Annotated in this window: 19 protein-coding genes; 4 read left to right on the plus strand and 15 right to left on the minus strand. The window is 51.0% G+C overall.

Features of this window, described 5'->3' with window-relative positions; all coding sequences use genetic code 11:
* Position 1: 1 nt before the first annotated feature.
* Together NYE45_RS28495 and NYE45_RS28500 are read left to right on the plus strand one after the other, a co-directional pair.
* Positions 2 to 1,357, plus strand: coding sequence for a glycosyltransferase family 4 protein (locus tag NYE45_RS28495; RefSeq protein WP_340014861.1), 1,356 nt, complete (start codon positions 2 to 4; stop codon positions 1,355 to 1,357).
* The gene (locus tag NYE45_RS28500) at positions 1,354 to 2,025 is read left to right on the plus strand and encodes a class I SAM-dependent methyltransferase (RefSeq protein WP_340014862.1); all 672 of its coding nucleotides are present in this window, start codon (positions 1,354 to 1,356) and stop codon (positions 2,023 to 2,025) included. Before NYE45_RS28495 ends, NYE45_RS28500 begins: the two co-directional genes overlap by 4 nt.
* 151 nt (positions 2,026 to 2,176) lie before the next feature.
* Here NYE45_RS28500 and NYE45_RS28505 read toward each other — a convergent pair whose 3' ends face one another.
* From NYE45_RS28505 to NYE45_RS28530, 6 genes are all read right to left on the minus strand, one after another.
* Complete coding sequence (locus NYE45_RS28505) at positions 2,177 to 2,548, minus strand: hypothetical protein (RefSeq protein ID WP_340014863.1); 372 nt, start codon at positions 2,546 to 2,548, stop codon at positions 2,177 to 2,179.
* Positions 2,549 to 2,764: 216 nt separating this feature from the next.
* Positions 2,765 to 4,234 carry a glycosyltransferase gene (locus tag NYE45_RS28510; RefSeq protein ID WP_340014864.1) on the minus strand — a complete coding sequence of 490 codons (1,470 nt, stop codon included), beginning with the start codon at positions 4,232 to 4,234 and terminating at the stop codon, positions 2,765 to 2,767.
* An 80-nt stretch (positions 4,235 to 4,314) separates the two neighbouring features.
* Positions 4,315 to 6,273: a glycosyltransferase gene (locus NYE45_RS28515; protein WP_340014865.1), complete on the minus strand. Its 1,959-nt coding sequence runs from the start codon at positions 6,271 to 6,273 to the stop codon at positions 4,315 to 4,317.
* Entirely contained in the window at positions 6,230 to 8,512 is a 2,283-nt protein-coding gene (locus tag NYE45_RS28520; protein WP_340014867.1) for a glycosyltransferase, read from the minus strand. Before NYE45_RS28520 ends, NYE45_RS28515 begins: the two co-directional genes overlap by 44 nt.
* Positions 8,513 to 8,591: 79 nt before the next feature.
* Positions 8,592 to 10,100, minus strand: a complete 1,509-nt coding sequence (locus NYE45_RS28525) for a DUF6385 domain-containing protein (protein ID WP_340014868.1) — start codon at positions 10,098 to 10,100, stop codon at positions 8,592 to 8,594.
* 45 nt (positions 10,101 to 10,145) lie between these two features.
* Positions 10,146 to 10,643, minus strand: a complete 498-nt coding sequence (locus NYE45_RS28530; protein ID WP_076333779.1) for a DUF6385 domain-containing protein — start codon at positions 10,641 to 10,643, stop codon at positions 10,146 to 10,148.
* 199 nt (positions 10,644 to 10,842) lie between these two features.
* Here NYE45_RS28530 and NYE45_RS28535 point away from each other — a divergent pair, with 199 nt between their 5' ends.
* Both NYE45_RS28535 and NYE45_RS28540 read left to right on the plus strand, forming a co-directional pair.
* A complete protein-coding gene (locus NYE45_RS28535; RefSeq protein ID WP_340014869.1) occupies positions 10,843 to 11,376 on the plus strand; it encodes a hypothetical protein in 534 nt (177 codons plus the stop codon).
* Between the two features lie 30 nt (positions 11,377 to 11,406).
* A complete protein-coding gene (locus tag NYE45_RS28540) occupies positions 11,407 to 11,988 on the plus strand; it encodes a hypothetical protein (RefSeq protein WP_076333781.1) in 582 nt (193 codons plus the stop codon).
* A 95-nt stretch (positions 11,989 to 12,083) separates the two neighbouring features.
* On the opposite strand, the gene NYE45_RS28545 is transcribed toward NYE45_RS28540, so the two are convergent.
* The 9 genes from NYE45_RS28545 to NYE45_RS28585 form a co-directional block, all read right to left on the minus strand.
* Positions 12,084 to 13,457, minus strand: a complete 1,374-nt coding sequence (locus NYE45_RS28545; protein ID WP_340014870.1) for an MFS transporter — start codon at positions 13,455 to 13,457, stop codon at positions 12,084 to 12,086.
* Positions 13,458 to 13,526: 69 nt separating this feature from the next.
* On the minus strand, positions 13,527 to 14,705 hold the full coding sequence (locus NYE45_RS28550) for a winged helix-turn-helix domain-containing protein (RefSeq protein WP_340014871.1): 1,179 nt from the start codon (positions 14,703 to 14,705) through the stop codon (positions 13,527 to 13,529).
* Between the two features lie 159 nt (positions 14,706 to 14,864).
* The gene (locus NYE45_RS28555; protein WP_036606660.1) at positions 14,865 to 15,659 is read right to left on the minus strand and encodes an ATP-binding cassette domain-containing protein; all 795 of its coding nucleotides are present in this window, start codon (positions 15,657 to 15,659) and stop codon (positions 14,865 to 14,867) included.
* Between the two features lie 2 nt (positions 15,660 to 15,661).
* Positions 15,662 to 16,582 (minus strand): ABC transporter permease, encoded by a 921-nt coding sequence (locus NYE45_RS28560; protein WP_169479936.1) that lies wholly within the window; start codon positions 16,580 to 16,582, stop codon positions 15,662 to 15,664.
* 139 nt (positions 16,583 to 16,721) lie between these two features.
* On the minus strand, positions 16,722 to 17,771 hold the full coding sequence (locus NYE45_RS28565) for an ABC transporter substrate-binding protein (RefSeq protein WP_340014872.1): 1,050 nt from the start codon (positions 17,769 to 17,771) through the stop codon (positions 16,722 to 16,724).
* Positions 17,772 to 18,196: 425 nt separating this feature from the next.
* On the minus strand, positions 18,197 to 19,102 hold the full coding sequence (locus tag NYE45_RS28570; RefSeq protein WP_340014873.1) for an Rpn family recombination-promoting nuclease/putative transposase: 906 nt from the start codon (positions 19,100 to 19,102) through the stop codon (positions 18,197 to 18,199).
* A gap of 197 nt (positions 19,103 to 19,299) precedes the next feature.
* Positions 19,300 to 19,947, minus strand: a complete 648-nt coding sequence (locus NYE45_RS28575; protein WP_340014874.1) for a winged helix-turn-helix transcriptional regulator — start codon at positions 19,945 to 19,947, stop codon at positions 19,300 to 19,302.
* Positions 19,948 to 19,959: 12 nt separating this feature from the next.
* Positions 19,960 to 20,847 carry a rhodanese-related sulfurtransferase gene (locus NYE45_RS28580; RefSeq protein ID WP_340014875.1) on the minus strand — a complete coding sequence of 296 codons (888 nt, stop codon included), beginning with the start codon at positions 20,845 to 20,847 and terminating at the stop codon, positions 19,960 to 19,962.
* Between the two features lie 239 nt (positions 20,848 to 21,086).
* Complete coding sequence (locus tag NYE45_RS28585; RefSeq protein WP_340014876.1) at positions 21,087 to 22,193, minus strand: DUF5050 domain-containing protein; 1,107 nt, start codon at positions 22,191 to 22,193, stop codon at positions 21,087 to 21,089.
* Between the last annotated feature and the right edge of the window lie 6 nt (positions 22,194 to 22,199).

The following is a 22,199-nucleotide window of genomic DNA, read 5'->3' on the forward strand; positions in this document are numbered from 1 at the left end:
AATGGGCGTGGTGAGTATTCTGACGCATAGCTTCACCGATGGATACAACCGGGAATTCGGCCGGGTATTTGGCGGTGGACTGGAGCGCTACATTTTGGATCTGTGCAGTGTCATCCGTGGGCTCGGACACATTCCCGAGGTTCATCAGCTCTCTTATTTTGAAGCGTTTCAGACGCGGACAGAGCAGATTGATGTATTTGGCTATGCGTATGACATGAATGATGTGCCCGAAGCCTTTGACCGGATGGCCGCCGCGGCGCGCGGCCCTGTGATCTATGCGAGCTGTCTGTGGCAACCCATCACCTACAAACCCGGCAGTCTTGGCATCTGTCACGGCATTAACTGGGATCGTCCCGGACTGCCACTGGACACCAAACAACAAGTAGCAGAACACATTCAGCTGGCTCTGGATGGACTTGTGCGCATCGTGTCTGTGGATTCCCATTTCCAGACCTTTTGCCGGGCCGCTTGCACCTATACTGACCCAAGGCAGGTTGTCCTGATTCCCAATGCAGTGGATACGTCCTATTTCACACCAGCACCACCAACGCGGACCTTAAAGCAGGAACAGGAAGACGAATGGCTTGCTGCATGGAAGACCGATCTGGCGAGTCATGAGGAGAAGGCTGATGTAGTTATATCAGGTGTGAAAGCTGCAGAGGGCAAGCGTGGAGCGGGTGGTAATGGAGCAGAAACAGATGTTGAGCATCCGGCTAATGTTCCAGTTACGAGACCCGCCGAAAAGAAGGCTGCTGATACCAAAGTGATCTCTTCTCGTCCAATTCGCATTATATATCCGCGCCGCATCAGCATGGAACGCGGGATTATTCCGATGATGCTGGCAGCAGATAAGCTATTGGGTGCTTTTCCGGATCTGGAGATTGAATTTGCCGGGGAACTGGTCGAAGGCAGTACAGTCGGGAGAGCCTTCCGTTATTGGCATCGTACTCACCCACATGCAGCGAGAATTAACCAGCGCACGTATGATTTCCGGGATATTCGGGAGGCGTACCATCAGGCAGATATCGCCGTGATTCCAACCGTTTTTTCAGAGGGTACCTCCTATGCCTGTCTGGAAGCGATGAGCTGTGGACTTCCGGTAATCGCCTCCAATGTTGGCGGATTGAATGATCTGATTCAGGACGGGTTTAATGGGCTGCTGGTACCTCCTGGTGAGCAGGAACTCACCGCAGCACTGGTTCGTCTTGTACAGGATCGGGCCGAGCGAGAACGACTGGGAATCTATGCGCGCGAGACTGCACTGTCCTATGATCTTGCCAGGTGGCGGAGCCGGTGGAGCACGGTGTTAGAATCTTTTTTGGCAGAGACAGGATTGAAGGAGGGAATTCGGGGATGATGGATACGCCCAAGGCAACGGAATTCATGGAATCAAGATACATTCGGCAAAGTGACCCTAAAACGGACACACTGGTCTTTCCCTTGCATCCGGCATGGTGGAGCCGTCCTTATGAATATGAATGGGCCCGGCGATTTGCACGTCCAGACGACGTCGTCCTTGATGCAGCCTGCGGCATCTCCCATCCGTTCAAATTCTGGCTTGCCGAACACTGCCGCGAGGTTCACGCCTGTGACTGGGATGAACGTATTTTGTCTGAAGAGGCGATAAGACTGGATATTGTTTCTGATTTTGGCGAGCAAGCCGCCCAGGAACTGCCGGAATCAACTCTCGTCCGATTGCACCGTGCAAAGGCTAATCTGGCCCAGCTTCCGTACGAGTCGGGTAAGTTTGATCGGGTGTTCTGTATCTCTGTATTGGAGCATCTGGATACAGGCACAATGCTGCGAGCGTTTCGGGAATTCGCCCGGGTACTGAAGCCAAACGGACAGTTGATCGCCACCTTCGATGTGCCCGAGATGCGGCCTGATTTACTTGAGACAATCATGGCTGTCACCGGATTAACCATTGAAGATAAGCTGAATGTGGAAGAGCCGGACGATGCCATCTGGTCTGATATGTATGGCACGCCGATTCGCTGTTTTCGCGCAGTGATATGCAAAGGTTGAGGGATTGACTCATTGGCAACGGAACAATGTACGGTTCGGGAAATAATCCGATTACCGGCAGCTCCGTTGCTTTTGCACTTTCAGTTGAGGTCCTATTGCGGGAATATGTGGGGGATATATAGGGATTGGGGAACTAAAGATGAAAGACAGATTACAGGTGCACCAGTAGCATGTTGCACTGGTTGGTGTACTCTTTGGCTGAGGCTGCGCCAGGTGCTGTCAGGCGCAGCAGGGTTTGCAGGCCCGGCGGGATTACTGTCGCCGGGCGACCTGTGGCGGCAGGTTGCCGCGCAGTGAGTTGGGCCGATTCGGCCCATTCCCGCGCCAGGTTCTGCCGCCCGGCGAGCAGCGCGAGCGTGCCCGCCAGAAGCGCGTGAGCGGTGCGCTCCGGGGCGGGCACTTCGTCCGCGAGGGGCTGCTGCGCGCCGTCAGGCGTACCGCATAGCGCCAGCAGCCCTTCGCGGACGCTCGCGGGTGCGCGCAGCAGCCCGCAGCGTGCCGCAGGCGGAAGCGCTGCGAGCAACGCCAGCGCACCGCGGGGCGGCAGGGCTTGCAGCAGGCGCAGCCATGCGGCCCAGGCGCCTACGCCAGCGAGCGCTTGCGCGCGGCGAGCACGCCGCGAGGCGCAGGCGCGGCCGGGCCGCGAGGCGTTGGGCCGGGCGTTGCGCCGCCGCTGGGCGGGTCGCCGCGCCGCGCGCCGAGGCGCCGCCCGGCCGTGGCCCCGCGCTGCAGCAACGCCTCAGCGGCGTGGGCCGCCGCGCGGCAGCAACGCCGCATGGCGAGCCGCCGCTCGGGCGTTGCGCCCGCCGGGCTGCTTGCGGCCCAGCGCCCACAGCGCGAGCGCCGCCTCTGGCCCGTGCTGCGCATGCGCCGCCCAGGGCTGCAAAGCCGCCCGAGCCGCGGCGTCCTCGCCCAGCTGGGCCAGCGCAAGCCCGGCAGCCAGCGGCTGTGCCCGCAGCGGGGCAGCAAGCGCTGCCGCATGGCGCAGCAGCCACTCCGGCCGATGCGCAGCCAGCGCGGCCGGGATCAGCGCTTGCCATGCCGCAGGCGGCAAGCTTCCCCGGGCGGCTGCGCTGGCGATGGCATGCGGCCGCCCTGTGGCTGCGGCCAGCAACAACAGCCGTTGCCATGCAGGCAAGCTACCGGGTTGCATGCTCAGCGCCGCCATGTACGAGGCTTCTGCCTCTGCCCAGCGGCAAGCTCGCTCATGTGCCATGCCTTCCAGTGTCAGGCTGCGATAGGTTCCAGCACCAGAGACTGACGTATATCGGTTGGCTGTGGAAGCAGCAGATCTAGCCTGTTTTAACCAATCTAAGGCCACATCCTCTCTCCCTTGATCCAGTACAAGTACAGCACCAAGCTCCAACAAGTCCGGAAAATCCTCATACACGGGCGCCCATGCTTCCACCACAGCAAGTGCCCTCTCCGGGCTACCACTCTCTCGCCAAGCGTAAGCCGTTTTCAGCACCAGATCCGAGTGATATCCGCACTCCGGCGTAAGCTGTGCCAATAATGGATGCAACAATCGGAGTGCTTCATCATACTTCGCTTGCTGGAACCATTCGGCAGCCAGAGCATATAACAACTCCGGTTGGTCGCCCTCCTGATTTAACGCGGAACGAATCAACTGCATATTCCGTGCACCTTTATTTTTGGTAGTAATCACCTGCTCCAGATATCCGTAATGAATAACTTCAAGTCCTGAGTGAACCACACCTTGCGGAACCAGTACCATAATGGATGAAGCGATCTCTTCATGAATTCTGCCCTGAAAGGCAATTCGGGGATCATTTCGGAACAAACGACATACCGCATCCGTCACACGTTCTTCACCGGACACACCCAACAGACTCGTGACCTGTATCCAGTACCCCCATACATCATCCCTGCTCGCCGCTAACAACTGCATGAGTTCTGCCTTCATCTGCGGAGTCTGTACCCATACTTCATCCGCATCAAGCACCAGAATCCACGGTTTCGTAGCAGCAGCCAGCGACAGATTACGGGCTTCACTGAAATCTCCGTTCCATTCTGTACGAATTACAATAGCACCATGGAGGCGGGCAATTTCAGTTGTATCGTCTACCGACCCAGTATCCACGACGATGATCTCATCCACAACATCTCTAACTGCATTCAGACACCGCTGGAGTGGGCCAGCTTCATCCTTCACGATCATGCACAAGCTAATCCCTGTGTCCACATTCATCACCACCCCTCACCAACGGAGTTCTGCCCTATCCAATAGCCCTCTGAATTATCTATACTCCCCCACCTGCTTAATACCGCTCAACTCTCGAACCCATCCGACCCAGGCAGTTCAAGCCGAATATGCTGAACAACAGGCCAACAACGGTGTCGCTGTCCATTCGTACGTTGGGCGAATATCTCCAGATGATGATCCGCAGCACTAACCAATCCCTTCACAAGCCAACTGGTTCCCGCAAGGGTATCCGAAGCCCCAGGGAACGACTCCATTCCATTCTCATTCAAGTTCTCATTCTCTTCCTCTTCCACTCGAACGTTCTCCCGAACAGATGAATCATCTCCCACCAATTGCTGCCGACACATCTGAATCAGACTATGCAATTCCTTCCATCGTCCTGACTGTACACATCCTTCCATCATCAGTCCAAGCGCCTGCCAGCCGTCATACTCTGCTCCCGCAACCGTTACGTCCATGCTGGAGTTCATATCCTTCTTCTTTGCCGCTCTCAGACCAACCGTTCTCCCCGTCTGCACCGTAGATTCTTCATCATTAGTTACTGCTGCACTTACCTGAGAACTACGCTTCAACCACAACGCCAATGGATCGTCTCCGTTAACTTCCTTCCCCTCTATCCATTCCAAACGCTCAAGCCATCGGGCAGACGGCAGTGCGAGCAGTCCTTTTTTCCGCTTCACGGGTTCCAGCTTCAGGCGCGCCTTGTTCCATCTTCCCTGCTGGATGTGGAGCATGGCTTCAGCCACGGACAAACGCTCTCTCATCTCTCCGGAAGGTTGTGAAGATACACTCGATAACAATTCCAGAGCCGCTTCATGACAACGACTTTGCTCCAAAATGCCCAATACTTTGTGTGTAGCCTCTTCCGATCCGAGCGCAAAACGCTCCGTTACCAGCTCTGGGATCTGATGTTCCTGCCCGGAGACTCGCATCATTCGGAATATCCGATAGAGCGGTGGTAACAGACTGGATTTGGCACGCACCGCTTCCACGTAAGCATCCACTGCCCCTTCCAAATCAGCCTTTCCTTCCAGCAATCGGCCTAACGTATACCACGTCTGATAGGTGCCGATGCCTTCTTCCGTATGATATATGGGTGGAGGTGGCCCCATGCGAACCGCTTCACGCAGCGATAATTCTGCCCGATCAGCATCCCCCAACGCGTCTGCACAGACTCCGCGATGATGCATCAGATCCGTGTACTCTGGAAATAGTTCAAGCGCAGCATCAATTCGATCCAATGCCTCCTGCCAGCGATTCAGGTGCTGTAGACAACGAACTTCATATTTGAACAGCAAATGTGCATAACTGGTCACCGCTGGATCGATCCCCATCCGAGCCACACCAAACGTCTCCAAAGCCCGCTCCGCTTCCCCCACACGCAGATATTCTACGCCCAGATTATAGTGATGGAACGGCTGATCTGGCTCTTCCTCCACTGCCTGTTGCAGCAGGCGGACATTGCGGTTCACCTTATCTTTGCGCTCCACAATCGCCGTCTGATATCCGTAATGATGGATGACCATGTCCGTCACATGAAAAGCAGCCTCTGAATTCCTACGACAAATCGCCGCCGCAATCTGCTCATGAATTCGACCTTCGAACCGATGCTCCGGGGCATTGCGAAAGAGACGCAAGACCGGGTTCACGGTAACCCCCTGCTGACCCGTACCTGTATAGTTATGAATGTTTAAAAACAATCCGTCACATCCGCTGACCGTCGTCCAGCTTCTGATCTGCTCTCGCGCAGCCCTATCGAGCGCCTCGTCCGCATCAAGAAAGAGAATCCAGTCGCCGGAAGCCCGCTCCAGGCCAGCATTACGTGCTGCGGCAAAATCATCGCACCACTCAAATGCCACAACCACCGCTCCATATTGCTGTGCAATCTCCGCGCTGCGGTCCGATGAACCGGTGTCCACGACAATTATCTCGTCCACCGCTCCCTGGACACTGGCAAGACAATGAGGCAGTACCTCTTCCTCATCCTTCACGATCATGCATAGGGAAATGCGTTCGGCTCGCAAGCTGATTCCTCCTTTCCTTCGCATGAAAAATCGTACGCCATGGGATACCTTCGGCCGTACGCAGCCTTTGTTCCAGTGCGGCATGTTGTGCCGCGAGTGACCCTGCCGACGGGGAACGAACCAACTCCTGCCGAAGTGTCTCCATTGCTATCCGCAAGTAACATACAGCTGATCCAGCTCGGGCCTGTCGCAGATCAGGTTCCCGCTCCAGAGCCTGCTCGAACAGAGACAGCGCCTGAGCATAATATCCTTTGGCATACAGCGTTTCACCCAGCCAGAATAACCCTTCGGCATCCAGCTCACTCTCGGTCATGCACTGAATCAGGATGTTCGCGGCTATCATGGTATACCCGTGACGATACAGCAGACTTGCAAACTCCCGCCGAACCGTTACTGCCTTTCCTCGATGCTCACGCATCATGATTGCCCGCAGTTCATGCAGTTTCTCAGCAAGCGTAAGCTGTCCAGTCTTTACGGCCTGCTGTACAACCTTTTCTGCTACCATCTGTGCCTGCGGACCCCACTCCATAAGCTTCTGCTCTTCTGACGCAGGTTCCATGCTTCGCGGCTCTTTGGTCAACTGATCCAGCAAACGGTCCATGACCTTCCAAACGGTCTTTTCCTGTGGATGCGTAGTTTCGAAGAATGTATCCGTTAATCGTAATCCATTAGTCCAATAAGCCAGTGCCCAATCCATTCTGTGCTCCGTCGGCAGATTGACTTCATGCATATACCCAACGTTCCAGTGTTCTTCTGCGAGCTGCAATGCCTCCGAAACCCTATCTGCGCACAACATCCAATGTATTCGATCCGCTACATGGATACGGGTAATACGAGCATCTGTATCCAGCATTTTCAATGCCTGCTCATATGCTCCGCAGCCTGCGAGAAAATGAATGACTTTTGCAATATGATCCTCATTCTTCACGGCGTATGGATGGGGTGTTTCACCATGAATCGTGTTGCCGTGATCTGACTTTTCGATCCCTCTGCATCTGGCGAGCAATGTTTCTGCTATGTTCTCATCTGTTTCTCCGGATTGTTGCAGTACATCCGCTAACCCCACCCATGCCGGAGCAAATGCAAACATGCTGTCCAATGCCAGCCCGTACAGATGTGCGGACTCATTCAGGAATCCACGTTTCTGGGCAAGTCTTGCCATCGCGGTATAGGCTCTGTAACTGTCAGAACCGGCTTCCGTTACATATGGCGAATCTAACGTGCTACCACCATCACTTTGTCCATCACTCTCCGGCACCTCCAGGCACTCGGTCGCTCGGGCATAGGATTGATATGCCCGTTCCTCCAAACCTTGCTGCTCTAACGTCTCCCCGTACAACAGGTGCAGATCCGCATAGAAAGGATAACGCTGTCTTTCCATAGCCAGAAGTGCATGCGCCTCGTCGTAACGTTCCGATCCCACAAGGGTCTTCGCATAATCCCTAACCAGTGTAGGGCGATATGGCGCGAGCAGCTCTGTCAGGCATAATGATTCACGGAACGCTTCAATTGCCCGTTCGATCTGACCAAGCTGGCAATATGTCACTGCCAGATTGTACAGGTGAAAGGGCTGTGCAGGATGATCCTGAAGTTCACGCTCAATTAACTTCAAATTACGTTTTGGTTTATGTTCCTTCGCAATCGTGGAAGCCAGATATCCATCATGAATGAGGCATAGCGGGGCCAGCGGTTCAGTCTCGATCAATACGTTTTCTTCATCTGTATATTTCTCGTTCTTATCCCCATCAGCAGCCTCATTCAGGACAAGCTTGCTCGGGCCGCTACGAACCAACTGCTCATGGATGCGTCCCACATATCGATATCCTTGATTAGCACGGAACAGTCTCACCGGTTGGGAGATCATATTCTCTTCTGCCCCTTCACCGTATCGATTTTCTATAGTAATGCGTAATCTTGAAATGCTTTTATGGACTTTGGGCAAATAGTTCAGTAGTTCTTCTAACCCCTGTATGACGTACTCATCCGCATCCAGACATAGGACCCATTCGGTGCCAGCCAGAGGCAAACTGATATTCCGCGCATGGGCAAAATCATCCTCCCAGCGGGCATGCAACACCGTTGCTCCGTATGCTCTGGCGATTTCGGTTGTGCGGTCAGACGAGCCCGTATCAGTGATAAAGTATTCCATGCCAATATGCTTCAAGCTGTTGAGACAGCGGGGCAGATGATGTTCTTCATTTTGCACAATCATATGGATTCCAAGTAAACGGTTCTGCAAACGTAGCCACCTCCAATACAAAAAAAGTACATGAAGTCCACCAAAGGAACTCCATGTACCTATATGACAAATGAATGGGTTATGTGCCTTGTCCATTGAAGAACACATCAATCGTACTTGGTGCACCAACTAGGCTGGAGCGGTAGGATAGACGTGTATATTTGAGAAAACGCTGTGGAACCAATACATCCACTGACCCGGACAAAATGCCCGTTACTGTCGTCACATCCGTGTACCAGTTCGAACCGTTTGCACTGATCTCAACACGAGCATCTACCCGGTTTACACCAGGTCCCCTGTTATATACAAAGAAAGAATACGTACCAAATACACTGGTTGTCACTGCTGGAAGCGGTGTAAAGGTGTTAGCGGTCGGGGTGCTAATGAGTTGTGACTCCTGAAAACTCTTCTGTGATATGGAAGTCACGCTGCTAAGCGTTCCCGCCGTAATTGTAGCGCCGAGCACGCTGGTGATCGTTCCGTTTAACAGGTTCGTTAGCGTTCCTGCGGTGATCGTTGCTCCAAGTACACTCGTAATCGTACCGTTCAGCAAGTTCGTCAATGTTCCCGCTGTCACCGTTGCGCCAAGTACGCTTGTAATTGTCCCGTTTAATAAATTCGTTAGGGTTCCTGCGGTGATCGTTGCTCCGAGTACACTCGTAATCGTACCATTCAGCAAATTCGTCAACGTACCCGCTGTTACCGTTGCGCCGAGCACGCTGGTAATCGTTCCGTTTAATAAGTTCGTCAGCGTTCCTGCGGTGATGGTGGCTCCAAGTACACTGGTGATCGTACCTGCGGTAATCGTTGCTCCGAGTATACCTGTGATGGTACCCGCTGTGATGGTCGCTCCAAGCACGCTGGTGATCGTTCCAGCCGTAATTGTCGCCCCCAATACACTTGTGATTGTACCATTCAGCAAGTTCGTGAGTGTTCCCGCTGTCACTGTAGCTCCGAGCACACTGGTGATGGTTCCGGCTGTAATCGTTGCTCCCAATACACTCGTAATCGTACCATTCAGCAAGTTGGTCAGCGTTCCCGCCGTTACCGTAGCTCCGAGCACACTGGTGATGGTTCCGGCTGTAATCGTTGCTCCCAATACACTCGTAATTGTACCATTCAGCAAGTTGGTCAGCGTTCCTGCTGTCACTGTGGCTCCGAGCACACTGGTGAGTGTACCGTCGAGCAAGTTTGTCAATGTACCTGCGGTCACGGTTGCGCCCAGCACACTCGTGATGGTTCCCGCCGTGATTGTTGCTCCCAATACACTTGTGATTGTACCGTTCAGCAAGTTCGTCAATGTACCTGCGGTAACCGTGGCTCCGAGCACACTGGTGATCGTACCTGCTGTAATCGTTGCTCCAAGTACACTCGTGATCGTTCCGTTCAGAATGTTCGTAATGGTTCCGGCGTTAATCGTAACGGTAGTCAGACCTGAGATGTTACTGATGGTTCCGTCCAAAATGATGCCAACCACATTCCCACTCGTATCGGTTCTGACGGGCTGGGCTGTGCCTGTACTATCCTGACCGAAGATCAACGTCCTCAGATTATCCGGATTGGTGTTAAACGTTGTAAAGTTAGGCATGTGTCTCGTCCTCCTCCCTGGTCAAATCTGTGTGATCATACTCCCTTACGGCATACGCTGTGCCTGAAAGTAAACATCGAGCCGGGTCGGTTGATCCGGTTCAACGGATCGAATTGCAAGCCGGGTGTAATGCAAAAATCGCAATGGTACCAGCGCTTTGGTCTGTCCTCCCGCGACCACCTCCTGGCTGTCCACAGCATAGTCTACGGCATTGGGACTGATCTGGATCTGTACAAGAGCCGGATGTTTGCCACGATTTACAATGCCATAGGTGTACATGCTGAGTGATGAGGTATCTTGTGCAGGGAGTGAATCCATACTGCTACTGGTCTCGGCTCCGACATACGTATGCTCTGTAAAACAATGAATAGCACCAGGGAGTTTCGTACGTGAGGAAGCACCCTGCTTGAACCGGGGACGAGTGATCCGGGAACAAGGGGGTTTCAGCAATTTAGCGCGGCAGGAATGACGGGAGCGACGACGGCTAACATATTTAGTTGGTTGCTTCGTTCTCTTCTTGCTTCGCTTCGCTGTTCGACTCATCTCGATTTCCCCTTAAAAAATGTGCTTACGCATCGTATGCCCGGATTGGAAATACGGGCACGGCAACCGCCTTTATTTCCAGATATACGGCTCAGTCCCCAATCCATTTTTCTTCTTTTCACATACACTGCAAGTACAATGAAATGCGGATCAACCGGAGTTTTGTATAAGTTAATCTGGTCTATGGGAGGTGGATGAGATGACCAACTACAATGTATTCAACCAATCCAATGGTCCCCTGTTTACTCAACTGACCAATACCTTCTCGGCACCTGGAATTGAAGCTTCACCAGACAGCGGTGCTGCTGCTGCCGGAAGTTTCTTTGCCCTAACGACCAACAATACCGCAATTCCTGCCAGCCAAAATCTTCTTCTACAGATCCTGAATGGAGCCGGTAGTGGTAGAACTTTACGCATATCCAGCCTCACCGGAGGCACAACAGCAGCAGCTACGCTTGTCATCTATTCTGGAGGAACGGTGACTGGTGGCAGCTCGCCTATACCCGTCAATACGCTACTCGGAAATACTAACGTCAGTGTAGTCACAACGAGGCAAAGCACGGGTACTCTTGGGGGAACCTTCACAAGCATCGCAAGTATTCCGCTTACCGCAGGTATGTATTCACTGGATTTGAACGGCTCGATTATTGTTCCACCGGGACAAACTTTATCCATTAGTGTAGGCACAGGGAGTCAGACGGGAGCCATTAACCTGTTCTGGTGGGAATTCTGAGTTGGATCATAGTAGAAGGTGGTGTATACAGTGCCAAACAATAATGTATTCAACCCGTTAAGCCAGCCCGTCTATACGTCGAATACCAACACATATACCTCTCCCGGCATTGTTGCCCCACCGGAGAACGATGCCGGCAACACAGGCAATCTGTACAATGCAGGTTCCACCAACTCCACAACACTGGGATTGCTGGGAGGAACGGTTATCGCCACTGTACAATTGGCCAATCCAGCAGGAAGCGGGAAAACGCTATACGTATCACGGATCTCTGGCGGAATTACAGTCTCACTCAACCTGTTATCTTCCTTCAGCGGTTCCATGAGTCTGACCGCAAATGGAACGCTGTCCTCTCCCAGTACACTTACGCCGGTGAACAGCAATCTTTCCAGCAGCAATACCAGTGTAGCCGTAGTACGATTCTCTGCTGCCGTGCCTTCAGGTGCGACTTCATTGATGGCTATGCCCCTTCAAGCAGGGCCCTTTCTATCCAATGAATTCGGCCGTTATGTGGTTCCTCCGGGTCAGGCCATTAACCTGTCTGTCGGCGGATCACTCTCAGTTGGTGGACTAATGGCCTCTACTGCCTATTTCGCCTGGTGGGAAGTGTAATTCGTTCAATCATGCATAACAATGCAATGTGCAAACAGCCGCCTTCGGATGAATACCGGAAGCGGCTGTTCGTTTTATTGTAGATGCAATGATGATTAAAAATGTTGTCCGGGCAAAGGCCGTGAGGCCGATTCCTGCGGAATGATCTCATTTGCTTCAGTTACGAGAGGTTGCTGTCCCTCCCACAAGATACGCTGTAGCAGAATGCCGGCAAGACCAATCACCAGCGTAGCGAGACCGATATACTGAAAGGTGGGACTTGGCCCTACGGCTCGAATAAGCGCCCCACCTGCAAGTGGAGCTAAGACCAATACAACACTGGATAGTGAATTTTGGATGCCGAAGACACGCCCTACATAGGCAGGCGGGGTTTCTTTTTGCAACAGATAATTCAGCGTTACCATAAAGAGCCCATTGCCTATCCCGATACAGAGCCCCCAGATAATGACCCAAATTTCAGGTGTTTGTGGGCTGATCCACCCCAATGCAGCGATTCCGGCACCCACGAACAGATATCCTCCACCTAGTCCCCACCCATACCCAATCCTAGGCAGCCGATTCAACAACAAAATGATAATTACTGCCCCCGCTCCTGCCGATGAACCCAACCAGCCGAGCAGTGATTCGTTACCTGGCTTGATCTCCCGAAACAGGGTCGTAAATTGATAATCAATCATTAGAATAGCCATGAGTCCAAAACAGCCGAACAAAATCGTGCTGAGTACCGTGCGGTTGCGACGTATAAAATGCCAGCCTTGCTGCCACTGTGTCAATAACGATTCCGAGCCATCCTTTGCATCAGTATCACTTCCGTCTGATTCAACAGGCTCCGACTTTTCCACCAAACGCCGTAAGGGCCATAACACCGCGCCCGACAATAGGCGTGTACAGGCATTAATGGCAATACAGATTTGTGGTGAGAAAAAGGCCAAAATGACTGCACCCAGCAGCGGTCCCGCCACTTTCGAACACTGGCTCACAAAACCGTTTAGGGACGATGCCTGAAACAGATGCTCCTCTGCCACCACTTGGCGAGTTAACGCCTGCTGGGCTGGAACATGGAATACCCCCATTATGGCCCGCAGGGCAAGCAGTGGAAGCAACCATGCTGGGCTTGGTGCGAATAAAATAGCAACGGTTAATCCCACAGTGATTACATCGCACAGGATCATGATCTTCACTTTGTGCAGTCGATCAGCAAGTGCACCTGCAACGGAACCCAGCAGTATGCCTGGGACAGCCATACATACAGGAATCAGTGCAATGATCAGTGGATCGGCACCCCAGCGGTAGGCCACCATCACCTGGATGGCGAGCGCATCAAACCAGTCTCCAAACGTGGCCAGCGAGTATGCAATAAACATGCGCACAAACCGGAGGTTGGTCCATAAGCTTTTGGAGGATTCCGCAGATAAGGCGGGTGATTCGGTGGATTCATTGGATATGGGTTCATTAGGAATGATGGTCATACGTGTACTTCCTCCCTTGATTACAGCCGTTAGCGGCCTGTATGTTCCTTGGCTGTAATCATAAGGGCGTTATATCAGAGGAAGATCAGAGGATGGGGAGATAGGGGATAAAAAGTTACGTACTTCATCCACAATTTGCTGTCCATATATGGGGACGCCGTAACTTTTGCCGATCTCTGCGTACACTTGACGATATTTACTGCGAAGTCTGCCTTCAATTCGATGTTGACCCATGAATTGGAGAATCTGAAATGCCGCATTGAGATATAACGGTGCGTTCAGCGACATCTTCAATACGCCCAGACCATCATCCATTCTAAGTTCCGCTTCACGAACTCGTCCTTGCCGAAGTAACCATAACCCTTCCATCATCTGAAAACGTCCAATCTCACGCAGATACGGAGCATCCTTTAGTCCTGCTCGCAGGACCGCCATCTGAGCCTCAACCGCTTCACCGCTGCCACCCCACAGTTCCACATACAACGCTGCAAGCGCTACTGGCAGTTTGAAATTTACTAGCTCGTCAGTCTCTATCACACGATACGTGTCCTCCAGCTGCATCCGGGCACGTTCGTATTGACCCACCTCTGCATAGACTTCAACGATATTTAGAATCCGAAGCTCCCGAAGCTGATCTGCAGACAATGCCGATGAATTCAGCGCCTGTTCATACAACTGAATACTATCCGCTGGCTCGATCAGGGGGTGCACAAAAATCAGTAGCCAGTATAGTCGCTCCTCAAAGGGAATTTCCTTTGTTGTAATCAGCCACTCCAGATCTCCCTGTATAAAACGGATATACAACTGATAATACGGAACAATCTGAATGCCGAGCGCTTCCTGCTGTTGAACCAGGGTCTGTATGGCGTTTCCCTGCCCAAACAAGTGATATTTACGAAGTAATCCGTGAATGGCCTCCTGCATTTCTGGGTCCTGAGTGGAAGGACTCGCGGGTAGAACGGACTTGTTCTCGTGCACAGCAAGCCGATATCCGTAGCCCCGTACCGTATCCAGACTGATCTCATTCCAGCGTTTCAGCTTCTTGCGCAGACGATAGATATGATCGTCGACGGTGCGTTCAACCGGATATTCCAAGGGCCATACCCGATCCAGCAGTTGGCTGCGAGTGAAGGCTTTTTCCTTGTTTTCATACAGAAAATGCAACAGTGCAAACTCCTTGGCAAGTAGACGAATGGATTCCGTTCGCCGTGTTACCGTATATGTCCCTTCATCCAATTGCAAAGACATGCCTGGTTCCTCCTACTATGTATAATTCGCTAATCCGAAATCGTATAGATTCATTCCATTTTTTCTCATTAACGTGTTCAACATACCACAAAAACCCTTTGCGAGAACGCAAAAGGTTTCTATGGTGTATTTATTCTTACAACTAGTTATTACCTGGCCTTAACCCAGCACGACACGATCGTCCGCCATTTTTTTGCCGCTAATACGCTCGAATTCACCAAGCAACTCAGGCACAGTCAACGTACGCTTGCGCTCTTCGCTAACATCCAAAATAATTCGGCCTTTGTCCATCATGATCAAACGGTTACCCAGACGGATCGCCTGTTCCATATTGTGCGTCACCATCAGTGTAGTAAGTCTCATCTCACGTACAAGTGTCTCCGTCAGTTCCGTGATCAGTTCGGCACGTGAAGGGTCTAGTGCGGCCGTATGCTCATCCAGCAGCAGAATCTGCGGTTGGGTAAAGGTAGCCATCAGCAGACTAAGTGCCTGTCGCTCCCCGCCTGACAAGAGACCGACTTTCGCGTTAGGCCGCTTCTCCAATCCAATTCCCAGCTTCTCCAGTTGCGTATTGAAAATCTCACGTCTGGCACGGGTTACTCCGAAGCCTAGTCCGCGTCCTTTGCCACGTTTGTATGCCATCGCCATATTTTCTTCAATGGACATATGTGGTGCTGTTCCTGCCATCGGGTCCTGAAACACTCGGCCAATCCAGCTGCTGCGCTTATGCTCGGGCAGGTTTTTAATGGAACGGTCATTGATCAGAACATCGCCCATATCCGGCTTCATCACACCCGAAATGATGTTCATCAGCGTGGATTTCCCGGCTCCGTTACTGCCAATCACCGTCACAAAATCTCCCGGATTCATCGTCAGATTCACACCAACCAGCGCGGTCTTCTCATCCGTTGTCCCTGGATTGAACAGCTTGGTTACTTGCGTAATCTCCAGCATGATCACATACCTCCCTTCGTCTGCTGACCCCCGGATCGCATCAACTCTTCCGTTCGTTTGCGAGCCAGACTACGCTGCTTCATGGAGCGCTGCATCGTTGGGAATACAAGGGCAATAATGACGATCACTGCGGTAATCAGCTTGAGATCCGACGTGTCGAACCACTCCACCTGAAGGGCAAGCGCGACCACAATCCGGTAAATGATCGAACCAACAATCGCTGCGAGTGTAGCCCAGAATACCGTTCTTGCACCGAGAATGGCTTCACCGATAATTACCGAAGCCAAACCAATGACGATCATACCAATGCCCATCGTAATATCTGCAAAACCCGATTGCTGTGCAATGAATGCGCCAGACAGGGCGACCAGTCCATTGGATAAGCTGACACCTACAATGGTAGTCACATCGGTATTCGCACCAAAGCTGCGAATCATGCGTTTGTTATCACCTGTCGCGCGGAGTGCCAGTCCAACATCTGTTTTCATGAACAGATCGAGCATGATTTTAAACACCAGCACGACGATAATAATAAGTACCATGACATGCTCACCTGAGAACGGATTGTCCATACCCATAATGGATTTATTCGGCGCGCCAAGAATACGCATATTAATGGAGTAGAGCGCAATCATCATCAAAATCCCGGATAACAATCCATTGATTTTGCCTTTGGTATGAAGCAGACCTGTACAAGCTCCGGCCACCATGCCGCCAGCCATTGCCGCCAAACAGGCGAGCCAAGGAGAGAAGTCATTGGAGATCATCACCGCCGCGATTGCGCCTCCTGTTGTAAAACTTCCGTCTACGGTAAGGTCAGGAAAATCGAGTATGCGGAACGTAATATACACACCAAGTGCCATCAGTGCGTATAAAAGCCCCAGCTCGATCGCTCCTTCAATTGAATTCCAGCTTATACTCACGCTACTTCCTCCCTGTCTATCGAAAAGAATGAGGCGAACCCGTTGCACGTCCGCCTCGCATCCATACTGCCGAATCATTGTCCGGTCAGATTATTGAGTCAATCTCATAACTCATTAAATTGTTGTTTATGAATTGATTCTATTGAATAATGTTGTTGTCCTGGTCTTGCACTTCCGCCTTCATCTCATCCGTAACCGTGATGCCTTGGGCTTCAGCCGCTTTCAGGTTCAGGATCAGATCCAGCTTGTCCGGAACGGTGACTTTCATATCACCAGGTTTCGTACCGTTTTTCAGAATGTCCGCAGCCATCTCACCCACCTGATATCCATGGTCATAATATTTGAAGCCAACGGTTGCGAAAGCCCCTTTTTCAACGGTATCCCGATCACTGGAGAAGAACGGAATTTTGTTGTTGTTCGCCGTTTGAATAATCGTATCAACCGCACTCACGACAGAGTTATCGAGCGTAATGTAGAATGCGTCTACTTTGCCAACGAGGGAATCCGTAGCCTGTTTTACTTCCGATGTATTCGTAACTGGTGCTTTCACCAGCTTGATATTATGTGTTGCCAGCGCCTTTTCAGCATTATCTGCCATAACCACCGCATTCGGTTCGCCTTCGTTAATCACCAGACCTACCGTTTTCACATCCGGCAGATTTTTAGCGATAAAGTCAGCCAATTGTACGATCGCCTCCGGATTCGTGTCCGATGCACCTGTAACGTTGCCGCCCGGCTTGTCCATATCAGTCACCAGTTTGGCACCCAGTGGGTCTGTTACCGCTGCGAACAACAATGGCTTGTCCTTCACTTGTTGAGCCAAAGCCAGCGCAGATGGTGTTGCAATGCCAAGTACGAGGTCATTTTTGGAATCACCCGAGATTTTCTGTGCAATGGACAGGTTGTTCGTCGAATCACCCTGCGCGTTATTGTAATCGATTTTGAGGTTCTTGTTTTCTTCAATGCCCGCATCCTTCAGGGCTGCAATAAATCCTTCGCGTGTAGCATCCAGGGATGGATGTTCAACAATCTGGGAGATGGCAATCTGGTATGATTTTTCCTCGCTGCCTCCACCTGTTGTGCTCCCCGATCCTTCGGATTCCGAGCTTGTACCGCTGTTATTTCCGCAACCTGCCGCAACGATCATTGAAGCAACCATCATCAGTGACATCCAAAATTTCTTTTTCATGTGTGAGAACCCCTCTCCATCTTATAAAATGTGATTACCCTAGTTCCATTGACACGATAGGGCGGGACAAAACGAACGCTTCAACGCATTGTTGCTTTGATCGACAAAAGCAGACAAATATAGACTTTTCTCATGCGACTGAAGTCCATGGCCCGTGTTGGTGTTTTTGTGTTTCCCTAATATTAAGGTGCGACCTGATATCCGTCAATGGTTGAACCGCTTCCAATTTACTTTCATCGGTTGATTGTGATAGAAAACATTACATAAAGTGAACAAAACCACCCACAATGTTCCGTAGATGGTCGCCATTGGTACAGCTAGAGCGTAAGGTTCTACTTAGGAATCTCCAAAAAAAAGAGGCAACCTTCCCAATATACTTTGGGTAAAGGTCACCTTCTAGCGATCAATGGATAGCTCCAGAGTGCTTATTCCTTTTCTTTTTGCAGTTCCTCTAATTCAGATGAAGTTAGCCCGGTAGCCTTAATAATTGTAGCCTGATCAAGACCTAAATTGAGCATATTCATTGCGATTTTCCGCTTGCTCTCAGTTTCACCTTCTTTGATTCCCTCTTTGATTCCTTTTTGAATTCCTTCCTCCATGCCTTTCTTGAGACCCTCTTCTCGTGCGCCCTCAATCATGGAAGCTTCATCCCATAGAAATTTCTGACGGTCGATATATCGTTGACGTGCTTGCTCATCCTGGCTCAGAAACTCTAATACACTCATGGCTTTTTTCAAAGCCGGTTCGGGTTCGTGCATCATTAACGCCTCCCAGCTTGATTTAGTCATTCCTTTCAGAAATAACAGCCAACGCACCAATCCATCCTTTATTTGAATATTTTCATCATTCAGCTTTGGTATTTCCATAAAATGAATCTCTATAACATCCGTCAACGGAATATCCGTATGGTCTTCTCTTAAATGAAATACGTTGTGGTACTGATCATTAGCAAGCATTTTGAAATTAACAATGTTGATCGCTACGCATTTTTTGAGTTGACTATATCTCTGTCCTTCAAGTAATTGTCCAGAGTATTGTTTACCCCAATAGAACAAAGTCCTCTTCTCTAAATCATACTGATTAAACAATTGCATTTCAACATTAATTAGCTCACCTTGATCTGTTTTGGCCCGTATGTCCAGAATGGACTGTTTATCTCTCGGGGTATCTTTGTCCAGATAAGGGTTGATTAACACAATCTCGGTCAGTAAGGATTCACCTGCATTTTTGAAGGTGTGATTCAGAAAAGCCAGAAGAACATCCTTATTCTCTTCACTTCCAAAGATTCGTTTGAACACATAATCGTTCTTGGGATCAAGCAACTCTGTCATCATTATTCACTCCTACGCGCAAAATGAACAGGATATATCTGCTGAAATATCAGCAAATATAAGGATGCGAACATGCACTGGATGTTAACTCTATGATAACACGCATCGACATATGGAAATAGCGTTTATACGTAATTTACCATCAAAAAAAAGAGACCGTTTCGAGTGATCGAAACAATCTCTTGTGTATAAACCAGTTAATTCCCCGACGCTTCACGAATCTCATACTTGCACCTTTTGCCCCCATCGGCGTAACATTCGGTACGCTCCACCTCAGCTTGAAGCAGCGAGCGGAACAGATCGAGTTCACAACGGCAAGCCTGCTTGTAGACACTCGCGACTTGTACAATCGGGCAGTTCATTTCCGTAATAACGTAGGTCCCATCTTCTTCTCTGGACGCATCCGCCATATATCCGTTGGCATTCTGGATTCGCGCGAGTTCCTCCACCCGTCCGGCCAGATCCTGGCCCTCCATCTGTGGCAATCCGCTGCGAAGCAGCTTGTCCCGGCGACTCTCGAACAACGCATCTACCACACCGCTCCCGGCTGTGTCAGACAATTCTTCAAGTAACTCCAGCGTAAGGGACGAATATGATTTTGGGAAAAAGCTGTCCCCGCGTACCGTCAATTGGTACACCGAGGATGGACGTCCGGCCGTAGCCCGGGCCTCCCGAACCTCGATCCAGCCGTCCTGTTCCAGTGCCGTCAGATGACGGCGAATGGCCATGCCGGTCAGACCCAGATCAGCTGTCATTTCCCTTGCGGTCAATGTACCTTGCTGCTTCAACATGAACAAAATCCGTTCACGCGTCGTTCGTTCCTCTTCGCGCTTCACGATCAGCACCTGCTCTCCTGCTTATGCGTGTACCGGTGCTGCCTCCCGGCAGGCATCCGAGCAAAAGCGGTTATGCGTCTCTTCGCAATCCTCACAGCTTACGTGCTGCAGGTTGCAGGTTGGACAATTAATATATCGGTCATGTGTCGTTCCACAGTGATAACAGCTGGCGATGACAATATCCTCGTCTGTCCGGTTAATCGGTACAGAGATCCGCTCGTCAAACACGTAACACTTGCCATCGAACAGATGCCCTTGCACTTCTGGATCTTTACCGTATGTGACAATACCGCCATCCAATTGAGCCACGTCCTGGAAACCTTCATTGATCATGAAGCCAGTCAGCTTCTCGCAGCGAATGCCGCCAGTGCAATAGGTAATAATCGTTTTGTCCTTCATGTCACCCAGGTTCTCGCGGATCCACTCCGGAAACTCACGGAACGACTCGACATCTGGACGAATGGCCCCGCGGAAGTGACCAATTTCGTATTCATAATCATTGCGACCATCGATAACGATGACGTCATCACGTTGCAAATGCTCATGGAACTCCTTCGGTGAAAGGCGTTTGCCACTAGTCACATTCGGATCAAGATCTTCGTCCACGCGGAACGTAACCAGCTCTGCTTTGTGACGAACAAAGATTTTTTTGAACGCATGCTCTTCCACATCATCAATCTTGAACACCATGTCGCTGAATAGCGGATTAGCCAGCATATCTTTCATGTACTGTTCCGTCTGTTCGGGCGTTCCGGATACCGTACCGTTAATGCCTTCGGATGCGATCAGAATACGGCCTTTCACACCGAGGTCCTTGCAGTATTGCAGATGCTCTTGTGTAAACGTCTCGGGGTCTTCAATCTTCACGAACTTATAATATAAAAGCACGCGGTACGCGCTGTTACACATGTATATCACCTGTTCCTATTCCATGTTGTTATTAGCCGGATCATCCGGCAAGACGACTACGTTGCACCCTTACTGTTAAAAAGAAAATAAACAGCCGCCCGAAACATCGTCTCGAACTGCTGCCTGACATTCGACTTTTATTCCTGCATTCTAGTTTATCGGAAGCGGAATAGCTTAGTCAATATAAATGTATAGAAAGGGATGAAAGATATGGAACATATCTGTCTGCACCATTCACCCTATTCGGAGATCGTAATAACCGAAGTTACAAAGTGATACGATTCATTCTCCAATATCGCCTGTGATAACAGGATCTTATTGCCTTCCGGGCTCCAGGCGAGCGGGTCAGAAGCGTTGTCCATATCCGCTGAAATCTGGAACTGTTCTGCCGACTCCGTGTTGGAGACGAACAGTCCTTTCTCATTATCATTCTCGGAATTGATCGTATACGCAATCTTGGAATCATCACCGGACCAGCTGGTACCGAAGATCTGCGTGCCTCTGGCGAGCGTGGCCTTTTCATTACCTTCCAGATCGGTGAGCACCAGCGCCCGTTTGGTATCCGCCGTTCTTTTCACAATCGCAAGCCTTGTTCCATCATTAGAAGGAATGACCCACTCCACACTTTTCAGCACCTGTTTCTCTTCACCGGTCTTCGTGTCGTATGCGTTCAGCTGGCCGTCTTCACCCGTAATATAATAGAGCATTCCGTTCGAAACCTCGATGCTCCGCACATTGAAATTGCCTGTCTTCACCAGTACTTTCGTTGTGCCATCCACACTTGCCGAGATCAGTTCACCCTTCATATTGGGAAAAACGACATGTTCATTATCCAGCCACGCACCCTCTTGGATAAATCCATCCTCCTTGCCTGCAGGGGTTGTCTCCCCGTTATGCAGGTTCAGGAAGTAACCTTTGCCCGTATTTTCTTCCGGCTCCCGGTAGAACAGATACTGACCATCCGGTGACACCAGCGGTGCACCCAGACTCGCTTCACCTTCTTTGAGCGGCGTGTCTGTGCCTTTGGTCAGATCATACATATATAAGTTATGCGGGTATCTTTCCTGGCCCTCAACCGTGACGGGTTTCAAAGACTTGTTCTCCTTGTCGGATACAATCCATTCGTCACTAAGCCATGCAATCCCGCGCATATTCGGCAATTTATCAATTTTCTCCAGCTTGAAGCTCTGGTACACAGACGTGTTGGTATTATCTTTCACTGTAATATCGGTGCCCGTTTTCCCGCCTTGTGCGTTTCCCCCCGGCTCCGTTGTTCCCCCGCATGCTGCTGTCGTTAACAGGGCAATAGCCCCGAACGTGCCCAAAGCTGCTTGTTTCCACTTCATGATGGT

It is taken from the genome of Paenibacillus sp. FSL K6-1318, assembly GCF_037976905.1.
In the GTDB taxonomy this organism is placed as follows: Bacteria; Bacillota; Bacilli; order Paenibacillales; family Paenibacillaceae; genus Paenibacillus; species Paenibacillus amylolyticus_A.